General features: G+C 44.8%; 23 protein-coding genes, 1 tRNA gene and 1 pseudogene. 14 read left to right on the top strand and 11 right to left on the bottom strand.

Features of this window, described 5'->3' with window-relative positions; translation table 11 throughout:
- Positions 1-57: 57 nt before the first annotated feature.
- Entirely contained in the window at positions 58-1,113 is a 1,056-nt protein-coding gene (locus tag HGH47_RS10725) for a hypothetical protein (protein ID WP_432912299.1), read from the top strand.
- 268 nt (positions 1,114-1,381) lie between these two features.
- A pseudogene (locus tag HGH47_RS10730) lies at positions 1,382-1,875 on the top strand (AAA family ATPase); the annotation flags it as partial.
- 41 nt (positions 1,876-1,916) lie between these two features.
- Here the strand turns inward: HGH47_RS10730 and HGH47_RS10735 are convergent.
- The 7 genes from HGH47_RS10735 to HGH47_RS10765 form a co-directional block, all read right to left on the bottom strand.
- A complete protein-coding gene (locus HGH47_RS10735; RefSeq protein WP_212566498.1) occupies positions 1,917-2,786 on the bottom strand; it encodes a 1-acyl-sn-glycerol-3-phosphate acyltransferase in 870 nt (289 codons plus the stop codon).
- Positions 2,787-2,879: 93 nt separating this feature from the next.
- Entirely contained in the window at positions 2,880-3,533 is a 654-nt protein-coding gene (locus HGH47_RS10740; protein WP_212565727.1) for an HAD-IA family hydrolase, read from the bottom strand.
- A 24-nt stretch (positions 3,534-3,557) separates the two neighbouring features.
- Entirely contained in the window at positions 3,558-4,625 is a 1,068-nt protein-coding gene (locus HGH47_RS10745; RefSeq protein WP_212565726.1) for a hypothetical protein, read from the bottom strand.
- Positions 4,626-4,643: 18 nt separating this feature from the next.
- On the bottom strand, positions 4,644-4,778 hold the full coding sequence (locus HGH47_RS10750; protein ID WP_256478592.1) for a hypothetical protein: 135 nt from the start codon (positions 4,776-4,778) through the stop codon (positions 4,644-4,646).
- Entirely contained in the window at positions 4,778-6,097 is a 1,320-nt protein-coding gene (locus HGH47_RS10755; protein WP_212565725.1) for a threonine synthase, read from the bottom strand. Before HGH47_RS10755 ends, HGH47_RS10750 begins: the two co-directional genes overlap by 1 nt.
- Before the next feature lie 4 nt (positions 6,098-6,101).
- A complete protein-coding gene (locus HGH47_RS10760) occupies positions 6,102-6,992 on the bottom strand; it encodes a DUF2156 domain-containing protein (RefSeq protein WP_212565724.1) in 891 nt (296 codons plus the stop codon).
- A gap of 197 nt (positions 6,993-7,189) precedes the next feature.
- Positions 7,190-7,579, bottom strand: coding sequence for a hypothetical protein (locus HGH47_RS10765; RefSeq protein ID WP_212565723.1), 390 nt, complete (start codon positions 7,577-7,579; stop codon positions 7,190-7,192).
- 181 nt (positions 7,580-7,760) lie between these two features.
- Here HGH47_RS10765 and HGH47_RS10770 point away from each other — a divergent pair, with 181 nt between their 5' ends.
- Complete coding sequence (locus HGH47_RS10770; protein WP_212565722.1) at positions 7,761-8,435, top strand: B3/B4 domain-containing protein; 675 nt, start codon at positions 7,761-7,763, stop codon at positions 8,433-8,435.
- Positions 8,436-8,506: 71 nt separating this feature from the next.
- Here HGH47_RS10770 and HGH47_RS10775 read toward each other — a convergent pair whose 3' ends face one another.
- Positions 8,507-10,762, bottom strand: coding sequence for an MFS transporter (locus tag HGH47_RS10775; RefSeq protein WP_432912353.1), 2,256 nt, complete (start codon positions 10,760-10,762; stop codon positions 8,507-8,509).
- A gap of 23 nt (positions 10,763-10,785) precedes the next feature.
- On the opposite strand from HGH47_RS10775, the gene pepF reads away from it, so the two are divergent.
- From pepF to HGH47_RS10795, 4 genes are all read left to right on the top strand, one after another.
- Positions 10,786-12,618 (top strand): oligoendopeptidase F, encoded by a 1,833-nt coding sequence (gene pepF, locus HGH47_RS10780; RefSeq protein WP_432912310.1) that lies wholly within the window; start codon positions 10,786-10,788, stop codon positions 12,616-12,618.
- An 18-nt stretch (positions 12,619-12,636) separates the two neighbouring features.
- On the top strand, positions 12,637-13,620 hold the full coding sequence (locus HGH47_RS10785; protein WP_432912312.1) for a M28 family peptidase: 984 nt from the start codon (positions 12,637-12,639) through the stop codon (positions 13,618-13,620).
- 437 nt (positions 13,621-14,057) lie between these two features.
- Positions 14,058-14,146: transfer RNA gene (locus HGH47_RS10790), tRNA-Sec, on the top strand.
- A 22-nt stretch (positions 14,147-14,168) separates the two neighbouring features.
- On the top strand, positions 14,169-15,302 hold the full coding sequence (locus tag HGH47_RS10795) for a sigma 54-interacting transcriptional regulator (protein WP_212565719.1): 1,134 nt from the start codon (positions 14,169-14,171) through the stop codon (positions 15,300-15,302).
- On the opposite strand, the gene HGH47_RS10800 is transcribed toward HGH47_RS10795, so the two are convergent.
- Positions 15,229-16,029, bottom strand: coding sequence for an RNA methyltransferase (locus HGH47_RS10800; protein ID WP_212565718.1), 801 nt, complete (start codon positions 16,027-16,029; stop codon positions 15,229-15,231). The two genes, HGH47_RS10795 and HGH47_RS10800, sit on opposite strands and share 74 nt — an antisense overlap.
- Before the next feature lie 107 nt (positions 16,030-16,136).
- On the opposite strand from HGH47_RS10800, the gene HGH47_RS10805 reads away from it, so the two are divergent.
- The 3 genes from HGH47_RS10805 to HGH47_RS10815 all read left to right on the top strand — a co-directional run bounded on the left by HGH47_RS10805 (position 16,137) and on the right by HGH47_RS10815 (position 19,312).
- Entirely contained in the window at positions 16,137-16,853 is a 717-nt protein-coding gene (locus HGH47_RS10805) for an SDR family NAD(P)-dependent oxidoreductase (protein WP_212565717.1), read from the top strand.
- A gap of 82 nt (positions 16,854-16,935) precedes the next feature.
- Positions 16,936-17,493 (top strand): STAS domain-containing protein, encoded by a 558-nt coding sequence (locus tag HGH47_RS10810; protein ID WP_212565716.1) that lies wholly within the window; start codon positions 16,936-16,938, stop codon positions 17,491-17,493.
- A 313-nt stretch (positions 17,494-17,806) separates the two neighbouring features.
- Complete coding sequence (locus HGH47_RS10815) at positions 17,807-19,312, top strand: IMP dehydrogenase (RefSeq protein ID WP_432912318.1); 1,506 nt, start codon at positions 17,807-17,809, stop codon at positions 19,310-19,312.
- 81 nt (positions 19,313-19,393) lie between these two features.
- Here the strand turns inward: HGH47_RS10815 and HGH47_RS10820 are convergent, their stop codons facing one another.
- Positions 19,394-20,764: an ATP-dependent 6-phosphofructokinase gene (locus HGH47_RS10820; protein ID WP_253675911.1), complete on the bottom strand. Its 1,371-nt coding sequence runs from the start codon at positions 20,762-20,764 to the stop codon at positions 19,394-19,396.
- A gap of 179 nt (positions 20,765-20,943) precedes the next feature.
- Between HGH47_RS10820 and HGH47_RS10825 the strand changes: the two genes are divergently transcribed.
- The 4 genes from HGH47_RS10825 to HGH47_RS10840 all read left to right on the top strand — a co-directional run bounded on the left by HGH47_RS10825 (position 20,944) and on the right by HGH47_RS10840 (position 25,399).
- Positions 20,944-22,479 carry a DUF5312 family protein gene (locus tag HGH47_RS10825; protein ID WP_432912321.1) on the top strand — a complete coding sequence of 512 codons (1,536 nt, stop codon included), beginning with the start codon at positions 20,944-20,946 and terminating at the stop codon, positions 22,477-22,479.
- Positions 22,480-22,539: 60 nt separating this feature from the next.
- Positions 22,540-24,078: an NAD(P)H-hydrate dehydratase gene (locus tag HGH47_RS10830; protein WP_212565714.1), complete on the top strand. Its 1,539-nt coding sequence runs from the start codon at positions 22,540-22,542 to the stop codon at positions 24,076-24,078.
- A 37-nt stretch (positions 24,079-24,115) separates the two neighbouring features.
- Complete coding sequence (locus HGH47_RS10835) at positions 24,116-24,577, top strand: hypothetical protein (protein WP_212565713.1); 462 nt, start codon at positions 24,116-24,118, stop codon at positions 24,575-24,577.
- A 63-nt stretch (positions 24,578-24,640) separates the two neighbouring features.
- Entirely contained in the window at positions 24,641-25,399 is a 759-nt protein-coding gene (locus HGH47_RS10840; protein ID WP_212565712.1) for a glycerophosphodiester phosphodiesterase, read from the top strand.
- Here HGH47_RS10840 and HGH47_RS10845 read toward each other — a convergent pair.
- Positions 25,356-26,378 (bottom strand): CDP-alcohol phosphatidyltransferase family protein, encoded by a 1,023-nt coding sequence (locus HGH47_RS10845; RefSeq protein WP_212565711.1) that lies wholly within the window; start codon positions 26,376-26,378, stop codon positions 25,356-25,358. The two genes, HGH47_RS10840 and HGH47_RS10845, sit on opposite strands and share 44 nt — an antisense overlap.
- Between the last annotated feature and the right edge of the window lie 36 nt (positions 26,379-26,414).

Consider the following 26,414-nt stretch of genomic DNA (forward strand, 5'->3'; position numbering starts at 1 on the left):
AAAAGCCGCGCGTGTCGCATATAGAAGGTAGCTTACAAATACTTAGGAGACGAACCGATGAAAAAACTCTTTTTTGTTATGCCGGTTATCTGTGCGCTATGCGGAGCAGGGTGTGCAGGTTTTTCTCAACAGCCGATTTTTACCGATATTCTCGGAGGAGAAGCTGAACCCATTAAAATAGTAAAAACCGTACGGATGGAAACCAATACTATACAGATATACTTTGCCGGTACGGCGGAATTTCTTTCAGCGGAAATTTTTATCCCCGAAACGGGAGAAACGCAAACGTGCAGCGCCGAGCCGATGGATATCCCCGACAATTTTACCGATTCCGACGAACAATCCGGCAAGGCTGATACCTACACCGCCTTTGCGCTTAGCCCAACTGCCACGATCGGTATCGGAGTTCCTTTTGTATTGCGCGGTTCCGTGTCGGACACAAAGCACAGCGTTCTTGATTTTGCGCTGCCGTTTGAGGGAGCCAATACGCACCCTGCAAAACTGCGGATAACCGAAATCCGTCCGCTATACAGCAGCAAACCGAAAAGCGAATTTATCGAGTTTATTGTAATGGAAAGCGGCAACCTTTCCGGCATCACCATCACGAATGTCGGAGATAAGCAAAACCCGCACTATCGGTTCCCCGCCGCAGAAGTTTCCGCAGGCGAGACTATTGTATACCATTGGCGTTCCGTCGAAGAGGGTATCCGCGATGAAACAACCGTTAAAATTATTTCCGGCGGAACACAAGCTTGTGCGGCTGCGCGGGATTTTTGGGGACCGTATACGAGCATTCCCAAAAGAAACGCCAATGTCATTCTGATAAAAGCCGGAGTGGACGGCGATATTCAGGATGCCATTCTCTACTGTACCGAAAAAGAATGTGCTAAACGGGGCGCAGCTCCTGCATGGAATGACGAAGAGCTGGTACGGGAAGCGGAAGCCGCCGTTGCAAGCGGTGCATGGCGAGGAGGCGCCGTCTTAAAGTCAGCGGTTATCGCGCCGATAACCGCCTCAAAATCGCTGGTACGCGATGCAAAAACCGCTATTAATAAAGCAGAAAGCTGGACACTCCGCGATTCAAAAAAGGTTACTATGGGGAAACCGTATTAACACCAGCTTTTAAGAATATGCGGAGCATCTACGTTGTCGCATCTAAATTTAAAGGAACTGTTCAAAAACTGTTACGCAATCCGCTTTAGCGGATATGATAAATTATTTCCTTACAGAAAAGGCCGATAGGCTTTCAGTTTTTGGACAGCCCCTTGTCGTTAAGCGGTGTATACGAATGTACATTTCAGAACCGCCACGGATGGCGGTGGTTCCAAGCAGTAACCGGTTTGCTTGCAAACCGGCGCTGGCTTACAAGCGAGGATTTGACTATCTGCAAGCGATAGCAGCATTAAAACAATGGTATGACGCTACCTGTTCCATCCGGCAGGGGAAGGAATGTACAATCCATTCAGTCTATTAAATGCTTTTGATAATAAAGAAATTAAAAGCTACTGGTTCGGGACGGGAACACCGACCTTTTTGGTGAATTATCTGAAAGAAGCTCATTTTTTTATCCCTGACTTGGATGGGAATATTGAATTGAATGAAACCGGATTGGAAACATACAGGGCTGTAGCGCAAGATGCCTTACCTATTCTGTTTCAATCCGGTTATTTAACCATTAAGAAATACGTTACAGAAGAGCGGATGTACCGGCTTGGTTTTCCGAATGATGAAGTGCGGTACGGGTTTTTAGAAAATTTGATGCCTGCATATACTACAATACCGTTTACAGACACGGGAAAATCAGTATGGAGCTTTGTAGAAGATATCCGTAAAAGCAATGTAGACAGCTTTATGGAACGGATGCGGTTGTTATTACAGCTGATATTGAGGTATGTTAATGGAAGCCCGAAAACAGCCTATACATTTCGGTTGTGCATAATCTCCAGTTCTTCCATAACGAGATCGACGACGGCCTGTTTTTTGTCATCTCCGTCACGGCAGCGTTGTTTCGCACGCTCGCGGAATTCGTTACAGTCGATAACCGGACTCATTTCCATTACAACCTTGTCTTGGCACACAATGTCTCCCAGCATATTGGATGGGTCGTCCGAAATGCGCAAACAGTTACCGTTAATAGACACCAACAGCATCACATCGGAGGTTCGGATGTATGAGTCGATTTCGCGGACACCCCGTTTTGTTTCGGGCTTTCCCGGGCGGTAGCGGGTACCTGCCGGATATACGATAACGGCTTTTCCTTCTTTTCGCACTTCTTCCAACGTCCGCATCGAGGCGATATTGATGCTGCGGCTCCGTTTTTTCTCTTCTTCCAGTTGTACGGGGTCGGTAATGCCGGCAAGTGTTCTGCTCGGATAAATGACAATGCGCTCATAGCCTTCGGTGAGAGCGGCTATCAGCGGATCCTCTTCGGTAAGCTTCATCCCTGCCATTGCAATCGAACGATGAGCAAGCTCTTCTCCTGCCGGTCCTGTTTGTTCCATTAAATATAAAAAAATCGGTAAATCGAGGTTGCTGTAGTGCTCGGAGAGGATAATGCCCTTCTTTCCGGCTTTAATTGCCGTTAAAAATTCGGCAATGTGTTTTTCCGGGTAGAGTTTTGAACCTTCCAACAAGAGTTTTTTTACGGCCGATTCTAAGATTGATCGAATTTGAGGATTTTCCAGTTTGTGTACATTTTCTTCGGTGATAACATTATCCTTGCTTGCGTATTGTTCGAATAATGGCCTCAAGTTTTCAAGCATATTTTTTAGTACAAGACCGTCAATTTTTTTCTCTTCCATAATGCGCTCCTCAAAATAATACAATTGTCTCGTCGACCTATTCGAAAACGAAAGTTTCAGAATAGGTCTAATATACTCCTATATGGAAAGACGTTCCAACAGCGGCGGCAGCTCATAAATTGATTTGATCGACGGGATACCGGACGCTTTGGTAAAATCCGTACATCGTTCTTTTTCGTCGATCAGTACGCTCCTGCCGCCAATTTTGACAAAACCCTCAACGTAAGCGGGGCAATCATCCAGAAACAACGTTTCTTCAACCGTTTTATGCACAGCGGCAAGCGGCTTGGTAAAGGCTTCCGGTTGCGGCTTCCCTCTCCCTTGGTTATAGGAAATGTCAAAAACAGCGAGGAATAAATCACTGATATTAAAGAAGTTCAAAACCCGTTCGGCATGTGCCATCGGTGCATTGGTCAAAACCGTCATCGGCATCTGTAACGAAAGTAAAAAATTCCGCAAATTCGGATCCGGTTGTAATTCGGCAATTTCCGAAGCGGGATGCACTGCTTCAAAATACGTGTCTCTGTCATTAAAATGATATTCACATTCAAGCCATTCGAGCGTCGTACCGTAATTGTGCCGCCGTGCACGTTGCAGTTTTATAGCCTCTTCCAACGGAAGCGATAAGAAATCGGCAATAAATTGAAACATCCGTTCGGAGATTCTCCGTTCCATCAGATTGGATGCAGAATAAAGCGTATTATCAATATCAAAAAGTAAATGCCCTATCATCTCTGTTGCAGTATAGCACAAAAACTAAAAAAGTCCATTAAAATAGGCTTGCTCTGCGCTATACGCAGCGCTGTTAACTGTTAGGCTGACAATGGTAAAGCTGCCGTCTTTATTTTTAATGCATCGTTTTATGTCTTTTGAAATCTTTTTTGATTCGATGTCGTATACGGATTGCTTGAGCGTAAAGGCTGTTTGCTTCCCTTCGACAGTCGTATACGGCAGCAGTGTTTTGGCATAAGGACTTGAAGCTGTTAGCAATCGAAGCAAGCGTTCGGGTACGGATAACGGATTCCCATTTTCTGCCGACGGTATATTGACCGTACTTACCGTTAAAAAGGCGGTATCCTCGCAAAGAAATGAATTATCTGCAATTTTTTTCCACTGGCTATCCAAATGGAGCTGCACACCTGATACGGTTACCGTTTCTTTCTTTGCCGCTTTATCGACGGTAAATACGTTTGTGTTTTGCTGAGGTTCTGCCGGACCATAACCATAGAATACCGATTCCCCGTTGCCATTAATGGAGCCTATTTCGGTTAATTCCAAAACCGGTTCTTTTTTTGCGCCGGTTATCGCTTTAAGGTGAAAGAGGGGCACAAAAGATTGAAAGTCCAGTGTAACTGCTCCGCCGAATTCTTCCATTTGCTTGCGTACCGTTGCCGTGCCGAACGGCGCTTTTCCTGCACGAGGGAAAGTTTTAATTTCATAGAGCTTGGGTAAAAGCTCCATCAGATAATTAACGCCGAATGTATCATCCTGCGTAATAGAAGAGATAATTTGCTGACCGGTCAGGACTAACCGCCCCTTTTCAACTTGAGCGCTGAATAGGATGGATACGGTACGGGAATTTCCCTGCTCATCGGTACGGATAAAAGCACCGTAGGTTTCATCGTTATAATACAAAAAGCCTATCCATGTAGGGATTTTCCATGAATAATCACGGTAAATAACGTAATCACCGGAAAAAGTACCTTGCGCAGATTCTTTTGTAGGTTTTTGCGTTGCAAAAAGAAGTGTGGGAACAAATACCGACATACAGCATACGATAAACCATGCTGCACTTCGCTTGAGGAAGGCGTGATAATAATCCATTATAATCTCCCCAAAAAATTAACTTTTTTCTGCGTTTTCTTCTGCATATTTTTTGAATTCTTCTTCGCTCATTTTATCGGCATAGAGCGGATAGAGCGCTTCGACTAAATCTTCCAACGTAGGGAATTTTGCACCGTCTAATTTGTATGGCATTATTGTACCTCGCTTACTTTATTGAGAATTTTGATGAGTTCTTCTTTTGTTCCGTTGATGAGCGGTACGTTCGGAATAGGGGTATCGATATCGCGGAGATATTCGGGTATTATCGGAGACTCGCCGCATATCCGGGTAAGAATTTTGCTTTCAAAGGCAGGATGATCCTTCGAGACCAACACGAGAGATTCTCCGCCGCTCCTTTGGCATATATTCCGGTTTTGTGCTGCTGAGTATGCATGAGCGGTCGCCATATCGAACATAATACCGTAACGCCGATAGGAATCGCTGATGAGCATTTCCGCTTCGGCATCCGAGACCCATGCAGGGAAAATAATCGATTTCATAATCGCAGGGCTGAGTGTAAAAATTTGTTCAAGTCGTTCGATGCTGGAAGGTACGGCAGGATCGGCGGGGCCGCGTTCCGAAAGTGGGATGGACGAATTAACGCAGCGGCAGCTACCGGTTTCGTCACAGTTCAGTGCATCCGTTGCGTCCGTGATAAAACCGTTTACCGGCAAGCAAAACTTCCATGCGTATAAGCCTGCCGTAAGATTACCGTAGTTTCCCGACGGCACTGCATAGAATATCTCCCCTGCCGTTCTTGTTTTTATGCGGGTAAAAGCAAACATATAGAAAAACACCTGCGGCAAAATGCGCCCGATGTTGACCGTATTTGCCAATGTCAGGTTATAATCTTTTACGAGCTGCCGCTCTTGATAAATAGACCGGATGAGATTCTCGACTGTGACAGTGTCTCCTTTAACCTCTACGGGATAGACGGAGCCGCCGTTCTGAAACAAATGCTCCGGTTTTAGCCCCTTTGCATAGCCTTTCGGATATAAGATAATCAATTTAAGATGTTTTTTATTTCCGAATGCTGCCGCCATACTTCTGCCGCCGACTCCGGTACTGGGGGCGATGACAATGGCTTTCTTCTCATCTATTGTTAAAAGGTGTTCCAGCGCGGAAGCAAGCCATAGAAAGCCGAAATCTCGATGATTGCCGGTCGGCCCGTGGAACAGCTCCAGCAAAAAGAGGCGGTCATCAAGCTGGCGAAGCCGCGGGCTATAGGATTGAAACGCCGTTGCTGCAATCCGCTCGGAAATAACCGGACTAATCTCTTCTTTGAGCAGTGCAGATGTTAGCGAGCCTGCTATGGTCGAAAAGGTTGTCTGCTCATTCATATGCAATATCCACGAGCGTAAATCGTGTTCGGAGTACGGAACATATAAACCGCCGTCGGCAGGCATACAATCAAAGATCGCATGTTTAAAGGAAACAGCGAGATTGCTGTTTCGAGTGCTGACTAACTTCATAGTTTCAAAGCGCTCCTTTATCAAGTCGGTATTTTTTAACAAAACCTTCCGGCTTGTAGCTCATTTTTGCATGGCGCAGCCCCTCGTCGCCCAAGTCTTGCTCACGGTTGATGTAGATAACCTGTTCGGGAAGCGATTGGGCAAAGGCATAGTTGATGTATTGATAGCTGCCTCGAAAATCGGTTCGTGCTTTTTCAAAATGGACAACGGCGATAGTTCCCTGACCGGCCAATTCAGCTAAACACCATGCAACCGGCACACCTTGTACATACAGGATAAGGCTGAGAAAATTCGCTATTTCCGGCAATGCCAAGGCTTGTTGTGCAGCCTCGTAGTCGGTTTCTTGGATGTTGGTTTGCTCCGTCGCCCAGATGTCTAAAATTTTAGATGCGTCTTTTTTGGTATCCGTATCAAGCTTTTTCAACGTAAAATCAGGATAATTGCTTAAAAAGCCATTCACATGGTTTTTCTTTTTATGTAATTGCTTACCGGAAAGCGTACTCAACGAGAGGCGGGTGTAGAGGTAATCGAAATTATCCCTATCTTCGGTAGGAGACTCTTTAAAGTTTTGGAAAAAAGCTGCATTATCGGTTAAATATGATTCTGAGATCAACTTCCAGTAAGCACAATCGTTGTACAGTTCTTTAAGTGTTGCAAGCGGAAGCGGGTCTCCTATGGAGAAAAAAAACGCTTTTTTCTGTTCTTCCCCTAAAAAGATCAGGGTGCGCTCATTAAATCTGCTTATTTTATATTTATACGTATTTCTAAAAAAATACAAACTTCCGAAGGTTAACTCCGACATACCGTCTTTCAGCGGCTGTAAATCGGATTGAATCGCTTGTACAGCTTCAAGAGATAGCGGAGAAAATTCAGGATACCGCGCAATGACGTCCATGGCCGCTATGTTACTCTTTTATCAAAAAAATCGCAAGTTCTTTAGCAAATATAAAGGGTAGCGGATATGCAAGTTTTCGATAAAAAACTTAGTAATTCAGCACCGCCACGGATGGCGGTGGTTATAACAGAAGCGATATTTTGGCTTTGCCAAAATTCGCAATCAAGTGATGAACAAGGACGTTCATCACTTGATGATTAAGCCGTCAGATCCAACAGATATGCCGATTCCGGTAAGGAAGAAGCATACCCGATGCTTTTTGAAAGCGCTATTTCCGTATGGATTTTATTGTTGACATATTCAATCATCGTGTCCAGCGTTTTTTCATCGGAAGTGCCCGTTAATAGCTTGTTTTCCCGTTCGTTTTCGCGCATTCTCACCAGCTGATCGATGAGCGTATTTAAAATCTTGAGCTTTCCGATACTGACGCCGTTTTGATCTTTGGTTCGCGGCACCCCGGAAACATATTGAAAATGAGAATAAACAACTTGTTTGGTATCGACCGGAAGATATGCACGCCCTCCGGCCGAAATGCTCGTCATTGCCGCATAAGACAATGATGACAACGGTACATAATTCGATACCATACCGATCCCTCCACTATTCTAATAATCGGTATTTTTTTTTTGTACTTTAGAGGAATTTTATAACGAAGGTTATCTTTTAGCCGTAATGACACAAAACAATATCGGATTCTTTAAAAATTTTAAAGTCAATGGTATAATCAATATACTTATACTGAATAAAATAGTATGGAGGCTCTCTGCTATGAAATTTATTATGGATGAAAGTATTGCCGCGCTTGGGATTAAAAGCATTGTGATCGGCATTGCAAAAAATGTAGACCCGCAAGCTCCCTTATCAGAGGCTTTTTTAAAGAAGCAAAAAGAGATGGAAGAATGGGCATTGAAATGCGATGTTGATGAAGTATTCAATCATCCGGTCATTCAGGGATACACTGATATGCTGCAAAGCGTGGGGCGCAGTATCAAAAAATATATGCCGACCGTTCCGGCTCTTATCCGAAACATTCAGCACCGCGGCTCTATTCCGCACATTAATAGCGTTATCGATATTTATAACGTCGAGTCGTTACGTTCGCTTTTGGCAATAGGCGGACATGACCTTGCTAAAGTAGACGGGCAGATAGAGTTTACCGTCAATAAAGAAGAAGGCGTTTTCCTTCCCATCCTATCCACGGAAAAGCATGTCGCTAAAACCGATTACGTGTACCGCGATTCAAAAGGTATTATGGCATGGCTGGATGTCCGGGATGGGGAACATTATAAATTTGATGACGGGACAAAAAATGCAATCTTTATCATTCAGGGAAATGCCAATACGTCCGTCGATATGCGTGTAGACGCGCTCAAACGGATTCAAAGTGATTTAGCGGAATGTATGCCTCGGTTGGAATTTGAGATACAGATTATCGAGGGGTAATTTATAATGAGAAATTGAGCTTCTCCGTTTCCTGTACGGTTAAGCTGAATTTCAGAAATCGAAGGAGAGTTCTACCGTTCCGCAAGTTCCGGTTTTTTGAATAAGGAGATAGCCCAAAACGACAAAAAGAAGCGGAACGCTTCCCGATGAATTAAGCCGATATCAAGGGCAACGGCGACCAGAAGAGCCGACCGTATGCCCAATTTGTTTTTGCCGAATCCGATGAGCCAGCGTACAAAGGCTTCATCGTATTGGTAGTCTTGAATAAAATCGATGACGGTCTTTTTCAGTACAGGATCGCTCGTTTTTTTTGTTTCAAAGATTTCATCGAGTATATCGATGAAAAGAATAGACGGCGATTGTTTTTCGTTCCGGTATTTTTCAAACATATAATAAAAGTCGTTTTGGATACCCATTAACGATGCGAGTGCAAGCAGCGCTTCGTTTTCGATATAGGGCGGAACGGTGTCCCTGCGGAGAATATCCAGAATAAACATAGGGGAATTATCTGCATTAAAAAGCTCCAGCGCACGTATTCCTTTCAGTATCAGCGCGGGGTTTTCCGCTTGGGAAAGAATGGTGCCGATTTTAGGCTGGCTATAACTGTCGTTTAGCCGTGCAAGGGCGACCATCGCTTCTCCGGCAAGATAGTAGTCGTCGCTGTCGAGCGCTGCCCGTAACGGGGTAACCGCTTGCTGCACATTGAATTTGGCGAGTATCCGTGCGGCGAGCGGCGCGGTAGTAAACGCCCCTTGTTCAAGCTCTTTCAACACCACATCGCGCACTTTCGAATTGATGGTATTCATCGAATAGAGCGCCCGTAATGCGTTCATCCGAATTGTAAACCGCGGAGATTCAAGGTAGTGCAGCAGCTGATCGCAGGATACCGATGAAGCAATTTCGCCGAGTTCGTTGAGGATTTTCTCTTCGGTTTCGATAGTCTCGCTTCGGTCTAATTTGTGCAGAAGGTTGAGTGCCTTCATATCGCGGGGAGAAAAGAGCACGGCAAGTGTTTCAAACACGCGGTAACTGCCGAGGTTCAAGAGCTTGCGCTGAAATACGATACCGATTGCGATAATGGCGATAACTATCAAGAAAAATATTTGATACGATTGCAGGTAGGAAAAACCTTGCACCCGCAAAAGGTCGAGTATCGTTCCGCCGAGGATGGAACCAGCGCCGCCGGTAATCGCAAGGATAAAGTAATAGAGCATACTTAAATCCATCAGCGCCTCTTCCGGCACCATCGCGAAGAAATATGCTTGCGACGAATTATCCTGCCCGACAAAACCGGTATTGCTTATCATCGTAAATAAGATGAGAAAAACGGTACTGAGTATACCGGCGCTTGCAAGTCCCGGCGCAAAGAAAGCCGGTATTAACGAAAGGGCGCTGATTGCGCTGAAAATAATAAAGATCGGTTTAGCGCCGATGCGGTCGATAATCAGATGCATTAAAAGCCCGACGCTGAGGGCGCCTACAAGTGAGTACACGGATAAGATGGTCGCAGCGCTGTCGCGTCTACTGTAAACTTCTTTTGCATACACGATGATAAACGGACGGATCATCGCAATACCGAGACTGATAATAAAGAACGCCAATACGAACCGTCTAAAGTTTGCATCTTTAAAGGCATCCCGAATATGCCTCAAGAAAGTGGAACCTTGGCGCGGGGTTGTGCTGTCTTTCCGCTTTTGACGGTTCGGCTTTGCGGACTGAGGTTCCGGTATTCTAAACAGCAGGATAGAGGCGATAAAGCCGAGCAGTATACCGATCATACTCGCGAGGTTATAACTGCGTACCGAAGAATCCATCCGTAAAAGCCACGCCAGCAAAACAGTGGCGAGTAATGCCGCAAGGTTGTTGATTAAGGAAAGGCGTACGATATACGAGCTGCGGTCTTTCCCGGGTGCAAGGATTCTGATAACGGGATTATTGGCAATCATCCCGGCGCCGCGGAAAAAATTGAACAGCCCTACCGCAAGCAATAGGCAATAGAGCGCATACTGATCGTGTCCTGCAGAGACAAGAAACGGGATGGCAAGCAGCGGCAAGAGCGAGGCGGTACGCAAAAGCCATGTACTGCCGAATGTCTGCATAATGCTGAAACGCATAACCATCAATTTGCCAAGCGGAATGGCAAAAAAAGAAAGGTACATAAATGCGGTCAGTAAACCGACTACCGTTGTGTTGGCTTTTAAAAACAGCGCATAAAGGGTAACCGTATTACCGGTAACAAGCGCAAAAGAAAAAGAATTGAAGATATTGTAAATGTCGTAGATTCGCCGCCCTTGTTTAATTTTATAGGCCGACAGTTGCTCATTCATCGGCCATATTGTATAGTGAACGTATGAAAAACTCAACGGTACCCCTCCGCTCGGAGGTCGCAAAAAGCGATCAATGGGATTTAAGCAAACTTTTTACAAATGATGCAGGCTGGAATGCCTCACTGAAAGACATTACCGCCGCAAAAGACCGCGTATTAACCTACAAAACCGCCTTTGCCGCACCTGAAAAACTGACTGCCGAAACGGTACTCGGCTGTTTACAGGCGGTGGAAGCGGCGTCCCGTATTTCGGAAAAGACAAGCCATTATGCCTTTTTGATGAAGTCGGTGGATGAAAGCGATCCTAAAAACATCGAACGGGTCTCGCTCGCGATGATGGCGGACACGGAACTTTCTTCCGAAACAAGCTGGTTTATTCCCGCTTTGCTGGAGATTCCCGAACAGACTATCCGCGGCTGGATCGATCCTGCCGGAAAGACCGGCGCTGCTTTTGCTCCGTACAAAATCTTTATCGAAAAACTGATTAGATTGAAGGCTCATACATTGAGCGAGAAAGAAGAAAAGCTTCTGTCGCTTTTAGCCGAATCGCAGGATGTCGAACGCCGCAGCTTCTCGACGCTTACGAATGTAGACTTCCGTTTCGGCTCGATTGAAACTCCCGACGGAGCGAAAGAGCTTACGCAATCTTCATATTCACAGTTCTTAATCAATCCCGACCGGAATATCCGTAAGCAAGCGTATATGCAATTTTACGGCACGTTCGACACGTACAAAAATACGATAGCGTCTTTGTACACCGGTCAAGTGCAGCAAAATATCGCGCTTGCCCGTATCCGCGGATATGGCTCCGCCCGTGAACAGGCGCTCTATCCCGATAAGGTTCCGACGGAAGTATACGACAATCTTATCAGCACAATCCGGAAAAACTTGGAGCCGCTGCATCATTTTTATGCGCTTATGCAAAAATCGCTCAAACTTGATGAGCTGCGGCACTACGATGTGTATGTTCCGTTGGTGGGCGAAGTGCGGCGCCACACTCCGTACAACGAAGCCGTTGATATGATTACCGAAGCGTTACAGCCGCTCAGCGATGAATATGTTACCACGCTGCGGAACGGGTTACTCGGCGGCTGGGTTGACCGGTACGAAAACAAGGGCAAGCGTTCCGGCGCTTTTTCGTGGGGCTGCTTTGAAGGCGATCCGTATATCATGGTCAACTATAAAGAAGACGTTATCCGGGATGTATTCACCCTTGTGCACGAAGGCGGGCATTCCATGCACTCGTGGTATGCAGTGCGGAACAATCCGTTTTTAAGCTACAACTACACGATTTTTGAAGCGGAGGTAGCGTCAACCTTTAATGAAGAGCTGTTGTTCCGTTCCATGCTGAAAAACACGAGCGATCCCAAAATGCGGGCATACCTTCTGAGTATTCGTGTAAGCGATATTCTCGCAACGCTGTACCGCCAGACGATGTTTGCCGAATACGAACATATCACGCATAAACTTGTTGAAGAGGGAACGCCGCTTACCATCGAGAACCTCCGCAGTGAGTACCGCAAACTGCTGACCGCTTACTTCGGCCCCGCGATGCACTTTGAGGAATACAGTGATCTTGAAGGCTTACGTATTCCGCATTTTTACAATTCGTTCTATGTGTACAAATATGCAACCGGTGTTTCCGCATCGCTTGCCCTTGCCGAACGGGTATGCTCGGGCGGAAAAACAGAGCGGGAGGATTACTTTAAGTTTTTAACCTCCGGCGGTTCCCGCTATCCCATCGAGTCGCTGCGGATTGCCGGTGTCGATATGGCTTCTCCCGAACCGGTTGAAGCAGCCTGTAAGCACTTTGCCCACTTAGTAAGCGAGCTTGAAAAAGCCTTAGCCGCTCTATAACCCGATTGCTCTGCCGCCGTGACTCTTGAACAAGCTCAAGCGATTATCGCTTCGCCTCTTTTCAACGCTTTTTTAAAACCGGCGGCAGACCGGCGCGCCTTTATAACGGAATGGTTGGCGGCGCAAGGAATTCCCTACCGTACCGTTACCCTTCAAGATAAAACTCACATTGTTATTACCTACCGGCAATCCTCGTACAATCCCCGCTTTAAGATGAAAACGCTGATAGCGCACTATGACCGTGCCGCCGGTACACAGGGCGCAAATGATAATTCCGCCGCCTGTATACAGCTGCTGCTGTTTGCCCAAACGCTGCTGCAGAAACGGGATGCGCATAACATCCGCATTATCTTTACCGACGGCGAAGAAGCGGGCGCGGATGGTATTAAAAACCAAGGCGCGTACCGTTTGGGGCAAGGATTGCGTGCGCTTTCAATGCAGCAGGATGACATCTTTGTGTTTGATATGTGCGGCAGCGGGGATACGCTCATCCTTTCCGAGTCGGGGATATACGGCAGGGATACACGGAAAACGGCGGCGCTTACGGCTCTGCATCGGCGCTGCCGTATCTATGCCGACGCCGCGTGCAGGGGGCGCTGGCTTTCGCTGCCGACCGCCTACAGCGACAACGCAGGGCTTATTTCTGCCGGATTAACCGCGCAGGTCATCACCGTATTGCCGAGGGCGGAAGCGGAGCTGCTGATACGGTATATGCCGCACTCGGCTGGAACTCCCCTATCGGGTAACGTGCATTCCGCCGGATGTCATAGGTCGGCCGGTGCGGAAATATCCGCCAACGAAAGCGCCGCTCAAGCGCTTCAACGGTGCATCATCACCAATGCACACGTTCCGCCTGATTCGCCGCTTGCCGCCGTCATTCCGCAGACATGGCAACGGATGCACACCCCGCAGGATAGGCTCGAAACACTGACACCGCAAGCCTTTATCCTAGTAGATAAAATGCTTCGGTATCTGGCGGGTGTGAAAGAACCGGCCGGATAAAAAAACTCTAATACGCCGACTTTTGGTAATGAATCTTAGGTGATCATTTCCGGGGCGGTTTTTCAATACACAATATCGAAATAATCCAAACATTGCTTCATTACATCCTGTACGGATAGGTATGTTATCTTGCTCATTGGTACTATTTTAACATAGTATCGGCAATATATAAACAATCTTTGTATGCTTAAATTTGATTATATTTGGCCGTTCATCACTCAAGTTTATTCATGCGGCGATTCTAATATCCCTTTGCGGGGAGTGAAATATTTGTCATGTTTAAGACGGAACACTAGAGATCAAATAAGTAAAGCATAATAATCCTAAAAAGATAAAAAACCGGAAAATTTTCCTCTTGATAGCGTTAAAATTAAAAGCAGTAGGGTTGCTTAAAAGAAACTTTCACTTTATACTAAATCATAATTTCTCTTATTAATGGAAGCTGATGGGATCTGGTGGTCTTCGCGGTCTTCAAAACCGTTGGTTGCATAATTCGCAACGGCAGGTTCGATTCCTGCCTCTTCCGGTTTTCTGTTGTAGGTGTGGCTGTGCTAAGTGTTTTGTTTGTTGCAGCATTTTCGACAGATGCCGAAAAACTCGCTTGTGTGTCTAAAAAAGTTTGGTCTATAGACTATATATTGGACAATCGGGCTGTCCTACCTTGCTTAGAAGAAAAAGCCTACGATTTTCTGTTATTTGATTTTGAAGCAGGGGGCGAGTATCCGCCGAATATACTCAAAGAAATTTACGGGCAATATCCCATTTTACCTATCTTTTTATTATCACATCAGCATTGTAATTTTGTAGAAAAGGCCGCTTTTGCAACAAATATGATATTAGGATGTTTTTCTATTCCTTATGAATTCAATATATTACACAATACTATTCAAAATACGCTTGAAGGAAAAATTATCCGAATAATCGATATGTACGATATAGATCCGGTAACGGCTCCGCTCTATACGAAATTGCAGGGGCAGAGTATCGAAATTCAAATGATACGGAACTTTATTTTACAGACAGCACAGCAAAATTCTCATGTATTGCTGTACGGAGAAAGCGGTTCAGGTAAAGAAGTCGTTGCTTCGCTCATTCATTACTATTCTAAAAATCGTCCCGGTAGATATTTACCGATAAATACTACTTGCATTGCGGAAGATCTCGCAGAGAGTTTATTGTTTGGTTCGTGTAAAGGAGCTTATACCGGAGCAATCGATAAGGAAGGTCTCTTTTCAGAGGCAGATCAAGGAACCTTATTTTTTGATGAAATAGAAAATCTTACACTGAATTTGCAAGCAAAACTCTTACGGGTTCTTGAAACACACGAGTATTATAAACTGGGAGGCACTCAAAAGTACTCTTCTGATTTTAGATTGATTTGTGCGACAAATTGTGATCTGCAAGAAATGGTAGATCAGGGACTCTTCCGATTAGATCTTTTTTATCGTCTTGATGTTGCCCATCTTATCGTTCCCCCGCTGCGTCAGCATAAAGAAGATATCGGAGTGCTGGCATATAATTATTTAAAACAAACGAGAAAACACTTATCACGGGAGGCTCTGTCTCTGCTGTGTAAGTATAATTGGCCGGGGAATGTCCGTGAACTTTTTAATTGTTTGGAACGGGCGGTGTTTGCAGCAAAGGCATCTCCTGTACTGTTCCCTCAGCATTTCGACATTTAACATAGCATAGCTTTTGAAAAAGTTCTTCCAAATACTGCGCTTCCCGGGCGGATAATCCCGCTCTTGCAATTATCTCCTGAAAAAAACGAATGTTATCTTCTTTCCCTGCATGTTTAAAAAGACCCATTTTACATAAACAGTCGTTGATATGTTCTGAGGTTGAGGTAACCCGCGTATAAGGGATACGCTCATAGCCGTATTTTCGGGGACTATAGGCGCGGAATAGCGTATAGCAGACGATTTGCACGGCATGCGAAAGGTTAAGCGATGGAAAATCGGGGGCTGAAGGGATATTGATGGCAACCGAGCAAACATTTAATTCCTCATCGGTAAGCCCGGTTCGTTCATTGCCGAATACAAGGCCGGTAAGTCCTTCTGCCGTATTGAAAGAAAACGAAGCGAAATCCTCCGGTGTCATGCCCCATGATTTGCGTTTTTCGCCTACTCGTCGTGTTGTTCCGGCGACAATACCGCAATCAGCAACAGCTGCTTTTAATCCGGTGATCGAGGGTTCAAAAAAGCATGCGTTTTGCCAAAGCGCCCCCGCATGAATTGCCAAACGGAGGATTTCATTTTCGTCGTAATCCGCTCTATTGCCTACAATGCGTAAATCAGTACAATTATTGTTAGCCATCGCTCTGCAAACGGCGCCGATGTTACGGCTTATTTCAGGGTGGCAGAGAATAACCGCAACCGGAAGCCGTTCTTGAGAGGTTGAAGTATCCATAGCAATTATTTTGTAGAGAACGCTTGCTATGTCAAGTGCTTCGGAGTATAATGGAAGAGACATAAGCGTGGAGACTATCTAATAAACCGTATAAGAAGGAATACGCTATGGATAATGTGCTGCAAGGTAAAAGTGCGTTGGTCGTCGGCGGTACAAGCGGAATTGGGTACTGCTTAGCGCAAGCTCTTTTAGAGGAATCTGCTTCTGTCGTGATGCAGGGGCGGAGCAATTCAAACCATGTTACAAGTCTTTGCAGCCAAGGAAATGTAGCCTGTTTTATCTGCGATTTGCAAGAAGTCTCCTATGTGGAAGAACTGTGTAAATATGCCAATGCTGCCGATATCCTGTGCATTGTTTATGGTCCGTTTTTGCAAAAGCCGCTTGATATGACTACTGCGAAGGAGTGGAACACAACCGTATATGCGAACTTTACCCTGCCGGGAATACTGGTTTCATCAGCTTTAGCCGGTATGAAAGCGCGGAATTGGGGGCGTATTTTGTTATTCGGTGGTACGGAAACGCATATTTTACGCGGTTTTCGGACAAATGCCGTATACGGAGCGGCAAAAACAGGGATTATGTCTCTTGTAAAATCCGTGAGTATGGAATATGCTCAATATGGTATTACGGCCAATGCCGTTTGCCCCGGGTTCACCGATAGCGGCTTGTTACCTGAAGAGACGCGGGTTCTATGGGCAAAAAAAAATCCGGACGGTAAACTGGTTAATCCGTCTGCAATTACAGATGCTGCGCTTTTTTTGTTAAAAGATAGCGCTTATAATGGGGTTATAATGCCGGTTGACAAAGGATGGTCGTCGTTTTAAATCTAAACCCCTTGAATAGGGATATGAATACAGGTATAATTTTTATTTAAGAACATAACAGACTGATATAAAGGATTGTCATATGAATGATGCAGAAATAATTCAGAGTTTCGACAACGAAAAAGACAAAAGCCTCAAGATACAACTTCAAAAGGTAGAAGGGCTTGAAAAATGTATCGTGATTATTCTGTCGGGATATATCGATACATACAATTCAACATTCTTTCAAAAAAGAGTTACAACCCTTATTGATGCGGGTTATGTTCAGCTTATTTTCAATTGTTCCCATTTAGATTATGTTTCGTCCACAGGTATCGGCTCGTTTACCGCATTTTTAAAAGCTGTTAAAGGAAGAGGCGGTGATATCGTTCTGCTAAGCCTTCAGCCGAAAGTCTATGAAGTGTTTCAATTACTCGGGTTCGCTAATTTCTTTACGATTCACGATTCTTTAGAAACCTCTATCGACTTCTTTAAAAACAAAGGGTCAAAGGCTGCTCCTCAGACCAATCTTTTCCCTAAAATTTTCTCGTGTCCTATCTGTGCAAAAAAACTAAAAGCGCCTCGCGCAGGTCGCTTCCGCTGTTCCGAATGTAAGACTATTCTGGCGGTTGATAATAATGCACAGGTTTCACTCGGTTAATATTATATAACAGTATTACTTGTGTAGAAGTTGTGGATATCTTATAAGCCACATATCTGCGATTTTTGTTTTTTGTTATATCGCCTATATCGTTTCTATTATGTAAAGTGTTATGTGTAAAGATTTTACCCTCTTTTAATATAAAATGAATTCTATTTATATCAGTTAAAAAAGAGAGAAAGCAATAGAACCGTATTGATAATAACTTGTGGATAATTTGTCATATCGGTGAGTAAGCTGTGAATAATCGATGTCGAATGAAATATTGATAAAAAACGCTTCCTAAAATATGATGTAAACGTGAGGAGAAATTATGGCGTACTATTATGAAGAACCGTCGCATACTTTTAATGAGTATCTGTTAATTCCGCGTTATACCGGCGTTGAACATAGCCCTCAAAATATTGACCTGCATACGCCGCTTACTCGTTTTGCTACCGGAGAAAAACCGCTCTATACGCTCAATATTCCATTGGTTTCGGCAATTATGCAATCGGTTTCCAATGACAGTATGGCGATTTCTCTTGCAAAAGAGGGCGGTTTATCCTTTATTTTCTGTTCACAGAGTATAGAAAAACAAGCTGCCATGGTGGCTGCCGTTAAAGACTATAAAGCCGGTTTTGTAGAAAGTGATTCAAACTTAAAACCTGAGAATACTTTGGAAGACGTGTTGCGTTTAAAAGAAAAAACAGGGCATACGACGGTCGCTGTTACCGATGACGGTACTGCACATGGTAAACTACTCGGTGTTATTACCGGTCGTGATTATCGTCCAAGTAGGATGGCGCGGGATTTAACCGTTTCAAAATTTATGACGCCGATTGAAAAGGTTCATTATGCCGGTGAAGGCGTTACCTTAAAGGAAGCAAATGATATTATTTGGGAATATAAGCTCAATTCTCTTCCCGTTCTTGATTCCGAAGGAAAACTTGTAGCGTTTGTATTTCGCAAAGACTATGAAAGCAAAAAAGAGCATCCGAACGAACTGCTTGACGAAAAGAAGCGGTACTTGGTGGGGGCGGGGCTGAATACCCGCGATTATGAGCAGCGGGTTCCTGCGTTGATTGCCGCCGGCGTCGATGTTTTGTGTATTGACTCCTCAGACGGCTTTTCGGAATGGCAGAAACGTACTATTAAGTTTGTAAAAAAGCAATATGGTGAAAAAATTCCCATTGGGGCAGGAAATGTTGTTGACGAAGACGGTTTTATCTTTTTGGCGGAAGCAGGAGCTGATTTTATCAAAGTAGGGATTGGCGGCGGCTCCATCTGTATTACCCGCGAAACCAAGGGCATCGGGCGTGGGCAGGCAACGGCGCTTATTGAAGTCGCCAAAGCCCGCGATGCTTACTTTAAAAAAACAGGGATTTATATCCCCATCTGTTCCGACGGCGGTATTGTGTATGATCATCATATTACAATGGCGCTTGCAATGGGCAGCGACTTCTGTATGTTGGGGCGTTACTTTGCTCGCTTTGATGAAAGCCCGACAAACAAAATATTGGTAAACGGCAGTTATATGAAAGAATATTGGGGCGAAGGTTCGTCGCGGGCGCGGAACTGGCAGCGTTATGATTCCGGTGGCGACAGTAAGCTTGCGTTTGAAGAGGGCGTTGATTCCTATGTCCCTTACGCTGGCTCATTACATGACGGTGTTAAGACAACGCTCTATAAAGTACGCTCAACAATGTGCAACTGCGGTGTGCTAACCATTCCGGAACTGCAAACGAATGCAAAAATAACATTGGTCTCACCTTCCAGCATTGTAGAAGGCGGCTCTCACGATGTTGTGCTGAAGGACGTGCGTTCCTCTATACGCTAAAAAAATTGCCGCCCTCTTCTATAGAAGGCGGCAATCCACCGCATATCTGTGCTTTACGCACGATAATAGGCGATATGGTGTTTACTTATGTGCGGAATGATGCTCAGTATGGTCTTCGTGAATCTTATTTTTCATCAATGGAGGCTGACCGGTTGCATCAAGGGCATCGCGCCAGAGGGAGCCGTCCGGTTCAACATAGTTGCGCGAACGGACAACGACACTAATTGGTAAGTGAACAAACTTGTTATACATCAACCCTACAATCAGTTTAGTCTTACCTGCCATAGCAGCATGAACCGCATTGTTTCCGAGCCGTTCGCAGTAAATAGAGTCAACCGGCGCTGCCGGTGCAGAACGGATTTGGTAGCTCGGATCGATATACTTTAAATTGATATGGATGGATTTTGACTTAAAGTATGTTTCAATTTGTTCTTTTAAAAATACGCCGATATCCGACAGGCGCTTATTCCCCGAATCATCGGTTTCATTTTTGCTCTGCATTAAGTCTTGGCCTGCCCCTTCCGCAACGACAATGACCGTGTAATGGCTTTGCTCCAAACGGTCTTCCAAATGCTTTAAAAAGCCGTTTTCGCCCCGCATATCGAAAGGAATTTCGGGAATGAGGACAAAGTCAACCTCATGGCTCGCAATAGCCGTGTGCGTTGCAATAAAGCCCGATTCCCGTCCCATCAGCTTAACTAATCCGATACCGTTAATCTGAGATTGTGCTTCCATACGGGCGGCGGCGACAGCCTCAGAAGCTTTTACGACTGCCGTGTCGAAGCCGAATGATTTTTGAATGAATGACAAATCATTGTCAACGGTTTTCGGAATGCCGACAACGGAGATACAAAGATTACGCCGTTCAATCTCCTTTGCAATTTCCAAAGCGCCTTTTTGCGTTCCATCTCCTCCGATAACGAAAAGGATGTTCAAGTTAAGGCGTTCTATTCCATCAACAATTTCGACGACACGGGTGCCGCCGCCGCGCGAGGTGCCGAGAATGGTTCCTCCCGTTTTATGGCATGCATCGACAACCGTCGGATTTAAGGGCATAACGTCAAAATGGTAATCCGGCAGGAGTCCTTTAAAACCGAAGCGGATTCCGCTAATCCGTTTAACACCGTAGCGTCTCCATAAGCAGCGTACGACAGAACGGATAACGTCGTTAAGGCCGGGGCATAATCCTCCGCAGGTGATAATGCCTGCATGGACATGGCTCGGATTAAAAAATATTTTTTCCCGCGGGCCTGCTTTTTCGATCAGCTGTTCACGTTTGAAGGGGCCGTACTGCTCTCCTACTTTAGATTCCAGCCGAAAGCGAATAAAATCTTCATTGGTAACGTAATTAGCGATACGGTCTCCGATTACGTTTGAAAGGTGAATGGGAGACGGTATTTTACAGGCGCCGAGTGTTTCAATGGTAAAATCGAATTCTTCATCATGCCGCATAATGAACCTCCGTTATATCGAAAGTATCAAGCTCCAAATCAAGGGGGCCGTATTTTTATCTTTCTATAATTATTGATGATAACCAATATCACAGTATCATAAATTTGCGGGGCAGAAAAGAGAGAAAAAGCTTTTTTTGATTGACAGATTTCTCAATTTTCTTCATTATAAGGATACCTATGGCACAGAAAACAGAATCTTTCCTTACACGCATATTACAGCTTTTTTTTCCGCGGGATGATGCAGAGGCGATAAAGAAACGGCATTTAAAGACGTTGGCAAAGGAAATTTCAAAAAGTAAATTCGGAAAGTGGTATAAACCCTCTTCTGAAGAGCTTCAACAGCAGATGGCTCGTTTCTTTTTTGAACTGTATAAGATTGTCGGTCCTGCACGAGCGCTTCTTGCAAGTGCAGCCTCTTCAAAGGTTCTCAAGTCTATCACCGTAGAACAAAACTTATCAAAGCATCAGCATCAACTGCGAGAAAAATTAACACCCGAAGCGATTAAAGAGCGAGCAAAAACAACAAATCCCAAAGAGCTGAGTCTTCAGGTGCAGAAGGAATTTGATGTTTTTATGCGTGAACTTGACGGTAAGAAGATAGATGAAATCGATACACTGTACCGGCAGCTTAATGAATTTATCCACTTTGTACTGTTTGACTATTATTTCTTTTTAAAAAAATTTGATCCTGCTTTACCGGAAGATAAATTTTCTTATACGCCGAACTTTTCGAATGTGAACGGCGAGTATCTTAAAGATGAATTAAACGATTTTATCGTTGTGCTCAACGGGCTTTCCCTTGATGCAAATTGGGAAAAGCTTTTTGCAATTATTACCGCATACAAGAATGTACAGCCGGTTAACGCCCCTCAGTGGAAAAAACACCTCGGTCTTTTAAATGACGTGCGCCGTACTCATATTCTGGAAAAAATCATTCAGCACATTACAAAAAATCCAACCTACACGGTGGAAATCAGTCCTTTCACCGAAAAGGTTACCGACGACTATCTTAAACAAATAGAGAGATCTATTGATAATACGTTAAAAGACATTGTTGAGGAACAAAAGAATTCTCAAGTAGCAGTGCTAGTGCAGCGTGTATTCGGGAATACCATTCCTTCAGGTACTAAAAACTATAATCCGCGCTCCAATGCGGCATTTGAAAAACGGGGACTTGACGGTTATATCTATGCCGATGCAATGAACTACCTTAAATCATTTTTAGTTGAATACTTTAAGAGTGACGTCAGGGCGCTCTCCGATTTAATTTTAGTACGCGGACAATGGACACAGCAGGTTCTGTCTGCCGAATATTCCGAAAGCTATCATAATTTAATGCATATTTCGACCAAACTTTTAGAATTTGACGAAAAACTTTCAGAAGTTTCCGAAATGGGAGTAAAATTCCGTACGTTGTTGTCTCGAATGGAGCGAGAAAAAGAAGCCGGTCGGCAGGTGCAAAAGCATTTGAATGATGTTAACGAAGCGGCATTTAAATTGCTTAAAGTTGCTATTAAAAATATTATGACGCTTGGAAATGCCATAAAGAACTGTATTGCCGATTATGATAAGCCGCATCGTGATTTACTACAAAACTGGAAAGAAATCGAACAACATTCGGACAGACCGATACGGGAATGGATGACTGCCGTTTATACGAAGATTTATAATTTTATTATGCTGGAACAGGTTGTTCTAAAGAAAGAAGAATAGCTGACGCTCGGAATTACAGTGTTTATCTAATTGAGGGTATCTTTCTGAAAGGACTTTTTGATGGAAAAGATATTTGACTCGGTACGGGAGCTTGATAAGCGGGCGGAAGATGCCTTTAGTCTAAAAAACGGCGTACTGATGGAGAATGCTGCCCGAGGTATGGCCGAACGTATCCGAAGCGTTCTTTCGCCATGGTTATCATACTCGCAACATATACAGGGTGATGCAGGGGCGGAACCTATTTGGAATCTGCGGTATCCGCATAGAGCGCTATCGACTCCGCAAAGCGTGTTGCCGCATCCGCAGGTAGAACCGCCGCTTGTACAGGTTGTCTGCGGTTCCGGTGATAACGGCGGCGACGGGTTCGCACTTGCGCGGATGCTTGCCGATTTTTGTACCGTTCGTGTCATTTCCGTAAAGGAACCAAAATCACCATTATGCAAACTGCAACGGGAGCGGCTTCGTCTGCTCGGTATTCCGGTAGCTGCTGAATTGCAGGAACGCTGCGATGTACTTGTCGATGCGCTGTTCGGTACGGGTATCCGCGGCAGCCTCGATAGCGAAATGTGTGCGGCGATTGATCGGATGAATGCCGTACAAGGTTATAAGGTTGCCTGCGATATTCCGAGCGGTTTAAATGAATTCGGTATACCGTCGACTGTTGCGTTCCGCGCCGATGAAACTTGTACGATGGGAGCCCTTAAAATCGCTCTCTATGCCGATGCCGCAAAGGATTATACCGGCGTCATTCATGTGTGTAATCTTGGGCTGCCGCGGCGCTGCTACGAAGGTGAGACCGACACCTTTCTCCTGTCCGTAGAGGATATGAAGTTGCCTCATCGCGCCGTACAAAATACCCACAAGATGAGCTACGGACACGGTGTGTTTTTCTGCGGCGAAAAGACCGGCGCTTGTATGCTAGCTGCCTCTGCAGCGCTCCATTTTGGTATCGGTTTGGTTACCGTGTTCGGAGCGCCTATGCCTGCTGCCCCGTTCGATTTTATGTATGCGGCAGAGTTGCCCGAAAACTTTTCCGCCGCGATGATCGGCTCCGGATTAGGGCGAAGTTCCGATGCACAGGCACGGGCGCTCGATTTCCTTTCACAAGAGCACGTTCGGGAACATCCTCTCATTCTTGACGCCGACATACTGCATAACCCCAAGCTGCCTGAACTGCTGCCGCTTTTAAAAACGCCTATTCTAACGCCGCATCCTAAGGAGTTCCAAAGTCTGCTTGCAAATAGCGGCCTTGCGCAGGTAAGTGTTGCCGAAATACAGGATCACCGATTTGAATATTTGAGACTGTTTTGCGGCGCTTTCCCGCAGGCAGTCATAGTATTGAAAGGCGCTTATCCGCTTATCGGCTGCGGAAGCCGCGTATTTGTAAATTCGCTCGGAAGCAATGCGCTTGCCAAAGCGGGTACGGGCGATGTTTTGAGTGGGATGATTACCGCATTAGCAGCTCAAGGTTATTCTCCCGTTGAGGCTGCGTATACTGCAAGCCTTGCCCATGCGGAAGCGGCAAAACTACTGCATACTTCCGACTACGGTTTAACGGCAAGCGCACTTGCGGAAGCTGTCGGCAGGTTTGGATGCTAAAGGATTGAAAGCATATATAGTCCATTAGAAGTATATTATGAGTGAAAATGAAACTGTAGAAAAGAAAAAGCAGACACTGCAAGACATTGACATACCGAAATATATCCGAATTGCCAGTGTTATTTTTATTGCTCTTTCTATTATTGCTGCAGCACTTAATTTAGTTATTGATATTTTAACGCAGGGGCATGCGACATTAAAGCAATTAGCATATCTCTTATTCAATTTTCGAACAAAAGCCGTATTTTTTCGTGGTGTTACAATTTATTGCTCAAATGATCAGTTCAATCAAAGTAATATTCGGCGCATTGATTGTCAGCCTTATCGGTTTTTTTATCGTTCTACACTTTCGCCGTCTGTACGGAATGTTACGAAGAATGGTATAACGCAACTTGCACGGATAAAAGCCGCCGGTGCAATTCTGATTAAAGCTGCTCCCCTTTATTTAGGTGAACAAATTCCTATACAAACTTCACCGGGAAGTGCAACTGACGGCTAAGTTTGGAACGCATTGGAAATCCCTTCCGTGTACATCATTGTCCATCTGTGCTATAATTCTTGCATGCTAAAAAAAACAATGCTCAATATTGCACATAGGGGATTTCGCAGCCGGTACCCTGAAAACACCATGCTCGCCTTTCGGAAAGCGGTGGAAGCAGGCTGTGACGGCATCGAGTTTGATGTCCATCTTTCGAAAGATGGAGAAGCGGTCATTATTCACGATGAAACGGTTGACCGGACAACGGACGGTACGGGTTTGGTCGGAGAGAAAACATACCGTGAACTAAAATCGCTGAATGCTGCAAAACCGCATCCCGAAACAATAGATTTTGCAGCCATTCCTTCGTTGCGGGAATACTTTGAATACATTGCAGCGCAGCCTAATATCATTTCGAACATCGAATTAAAAACAGGTGTGTTTATCTATGATGGAATTGAAGAAGTTGTATATCAGCTGATGAAGGAATACAAATTGATTAGCCGCTGTATCATATCTTCTTTTAATCACGAAAGCGTATTGCGGATGAAGAAGATCGACCCTACAGTGGTATGTGGGCTATTGGTAGACAGTTGGCAAATCCATCCCGAACAGTATGTGCGAAACCTCGGTATCGAGTGTTATCATCCGTCAGCTTATTGTGTAACACCTGAACTGGTTGCCGCTTTACATAACACGGGTATTCGCATCAATCCGTGGTTTGGCAGCATCCAATGCGATTATCGGCAGCTGCTCGAAATGGGAGTAGACAGCCTTATTACCGACTACCCCGATCAGATTACCGCGTTGTTGAAAGACCTTCGCTCGGCGGCGGTGGATTAATCCAATACCAGTACCGTCGGTTTATTTTGACAAAAGCGGCAAATTTTATTCCAACCCGTATTGCCAAATATACAATTTGTAAATGCTGAATAAGCGAGGTATAATTCGGAATCAAAAAGAATAATACGAATGAAAGAGGAATGATAATGTCCGGCAAGCATTCACGGCTACCAAGGTTTGTCGCTGCTAAAAGCGAAGCAAGAAAGAATACGTTGTAGAAACTTACTACACCTGTGATATACACCATATTACTATTCCCAAAGAGATAGGCAGCGGTATAGGTAACGGTAAACGATAGTATTAAATGTGTAATGAGCCGTGATGAAATTGCACGGGAACGAACAATTGAATGAATTGCGGAGATAGCTGTTCCCGTCATAATAATGATAATCAGCGCTTCACCACCCGTTATATTGAAGATAAGCACCGCGTCTGCTGCCGTGTGAATTGACGGTATTGACATAAGCCACGATGTCAGACCGATAGCAATAATTCCTTCATTGGATCCGAGCTTCCCAAAGCACATTACTCGCCGCTTATAGCGTTCCCAGAAACTTCCAATCTGCCCCGCATATAGATTAAAGAAACCTATTGTAATAAGAGCCGGTTTTGTTACTCGGAAAGAAATCATCAGAATACCCATCAAAAGACCGGTTACAAAACAGTCCAAAAAATGATCAAAGTATTCGCCGAGCGGTGAACCGGTTCCTGTTTTCCGAGCCTGCTTTCCATCGGCACAATCGCCGGTCAGATAAATCAGTGCAAGTAATGGAATAAGCCACCAATGCTCGTACCTTCCGATATAATACCCATGTACTGAAATACAAAAAGCAATGATAATAGAAAGAAAGGAAAAGAATGTAATAAAGTTTGCCGGTAGACGGTATGGTAAAATTTTTACCAAAGGATTAACAAAAAACTTATACAATACCGGTGATAAAATGGATTGATCGTCTGCGCTATATGAATATTCGGTCATTAAAAAACTCCGCGTAAGAAGTGATGAACTCTTCCC

It is taken from the genome of Treponema sp. OMZ 805 (genome assembly GCF_050937395.1).
Taxonomy (GTDB): Bacteria; Spirochaetota; Spirochaetia; order Treponematales; family Treponemataceae; genus Treponema.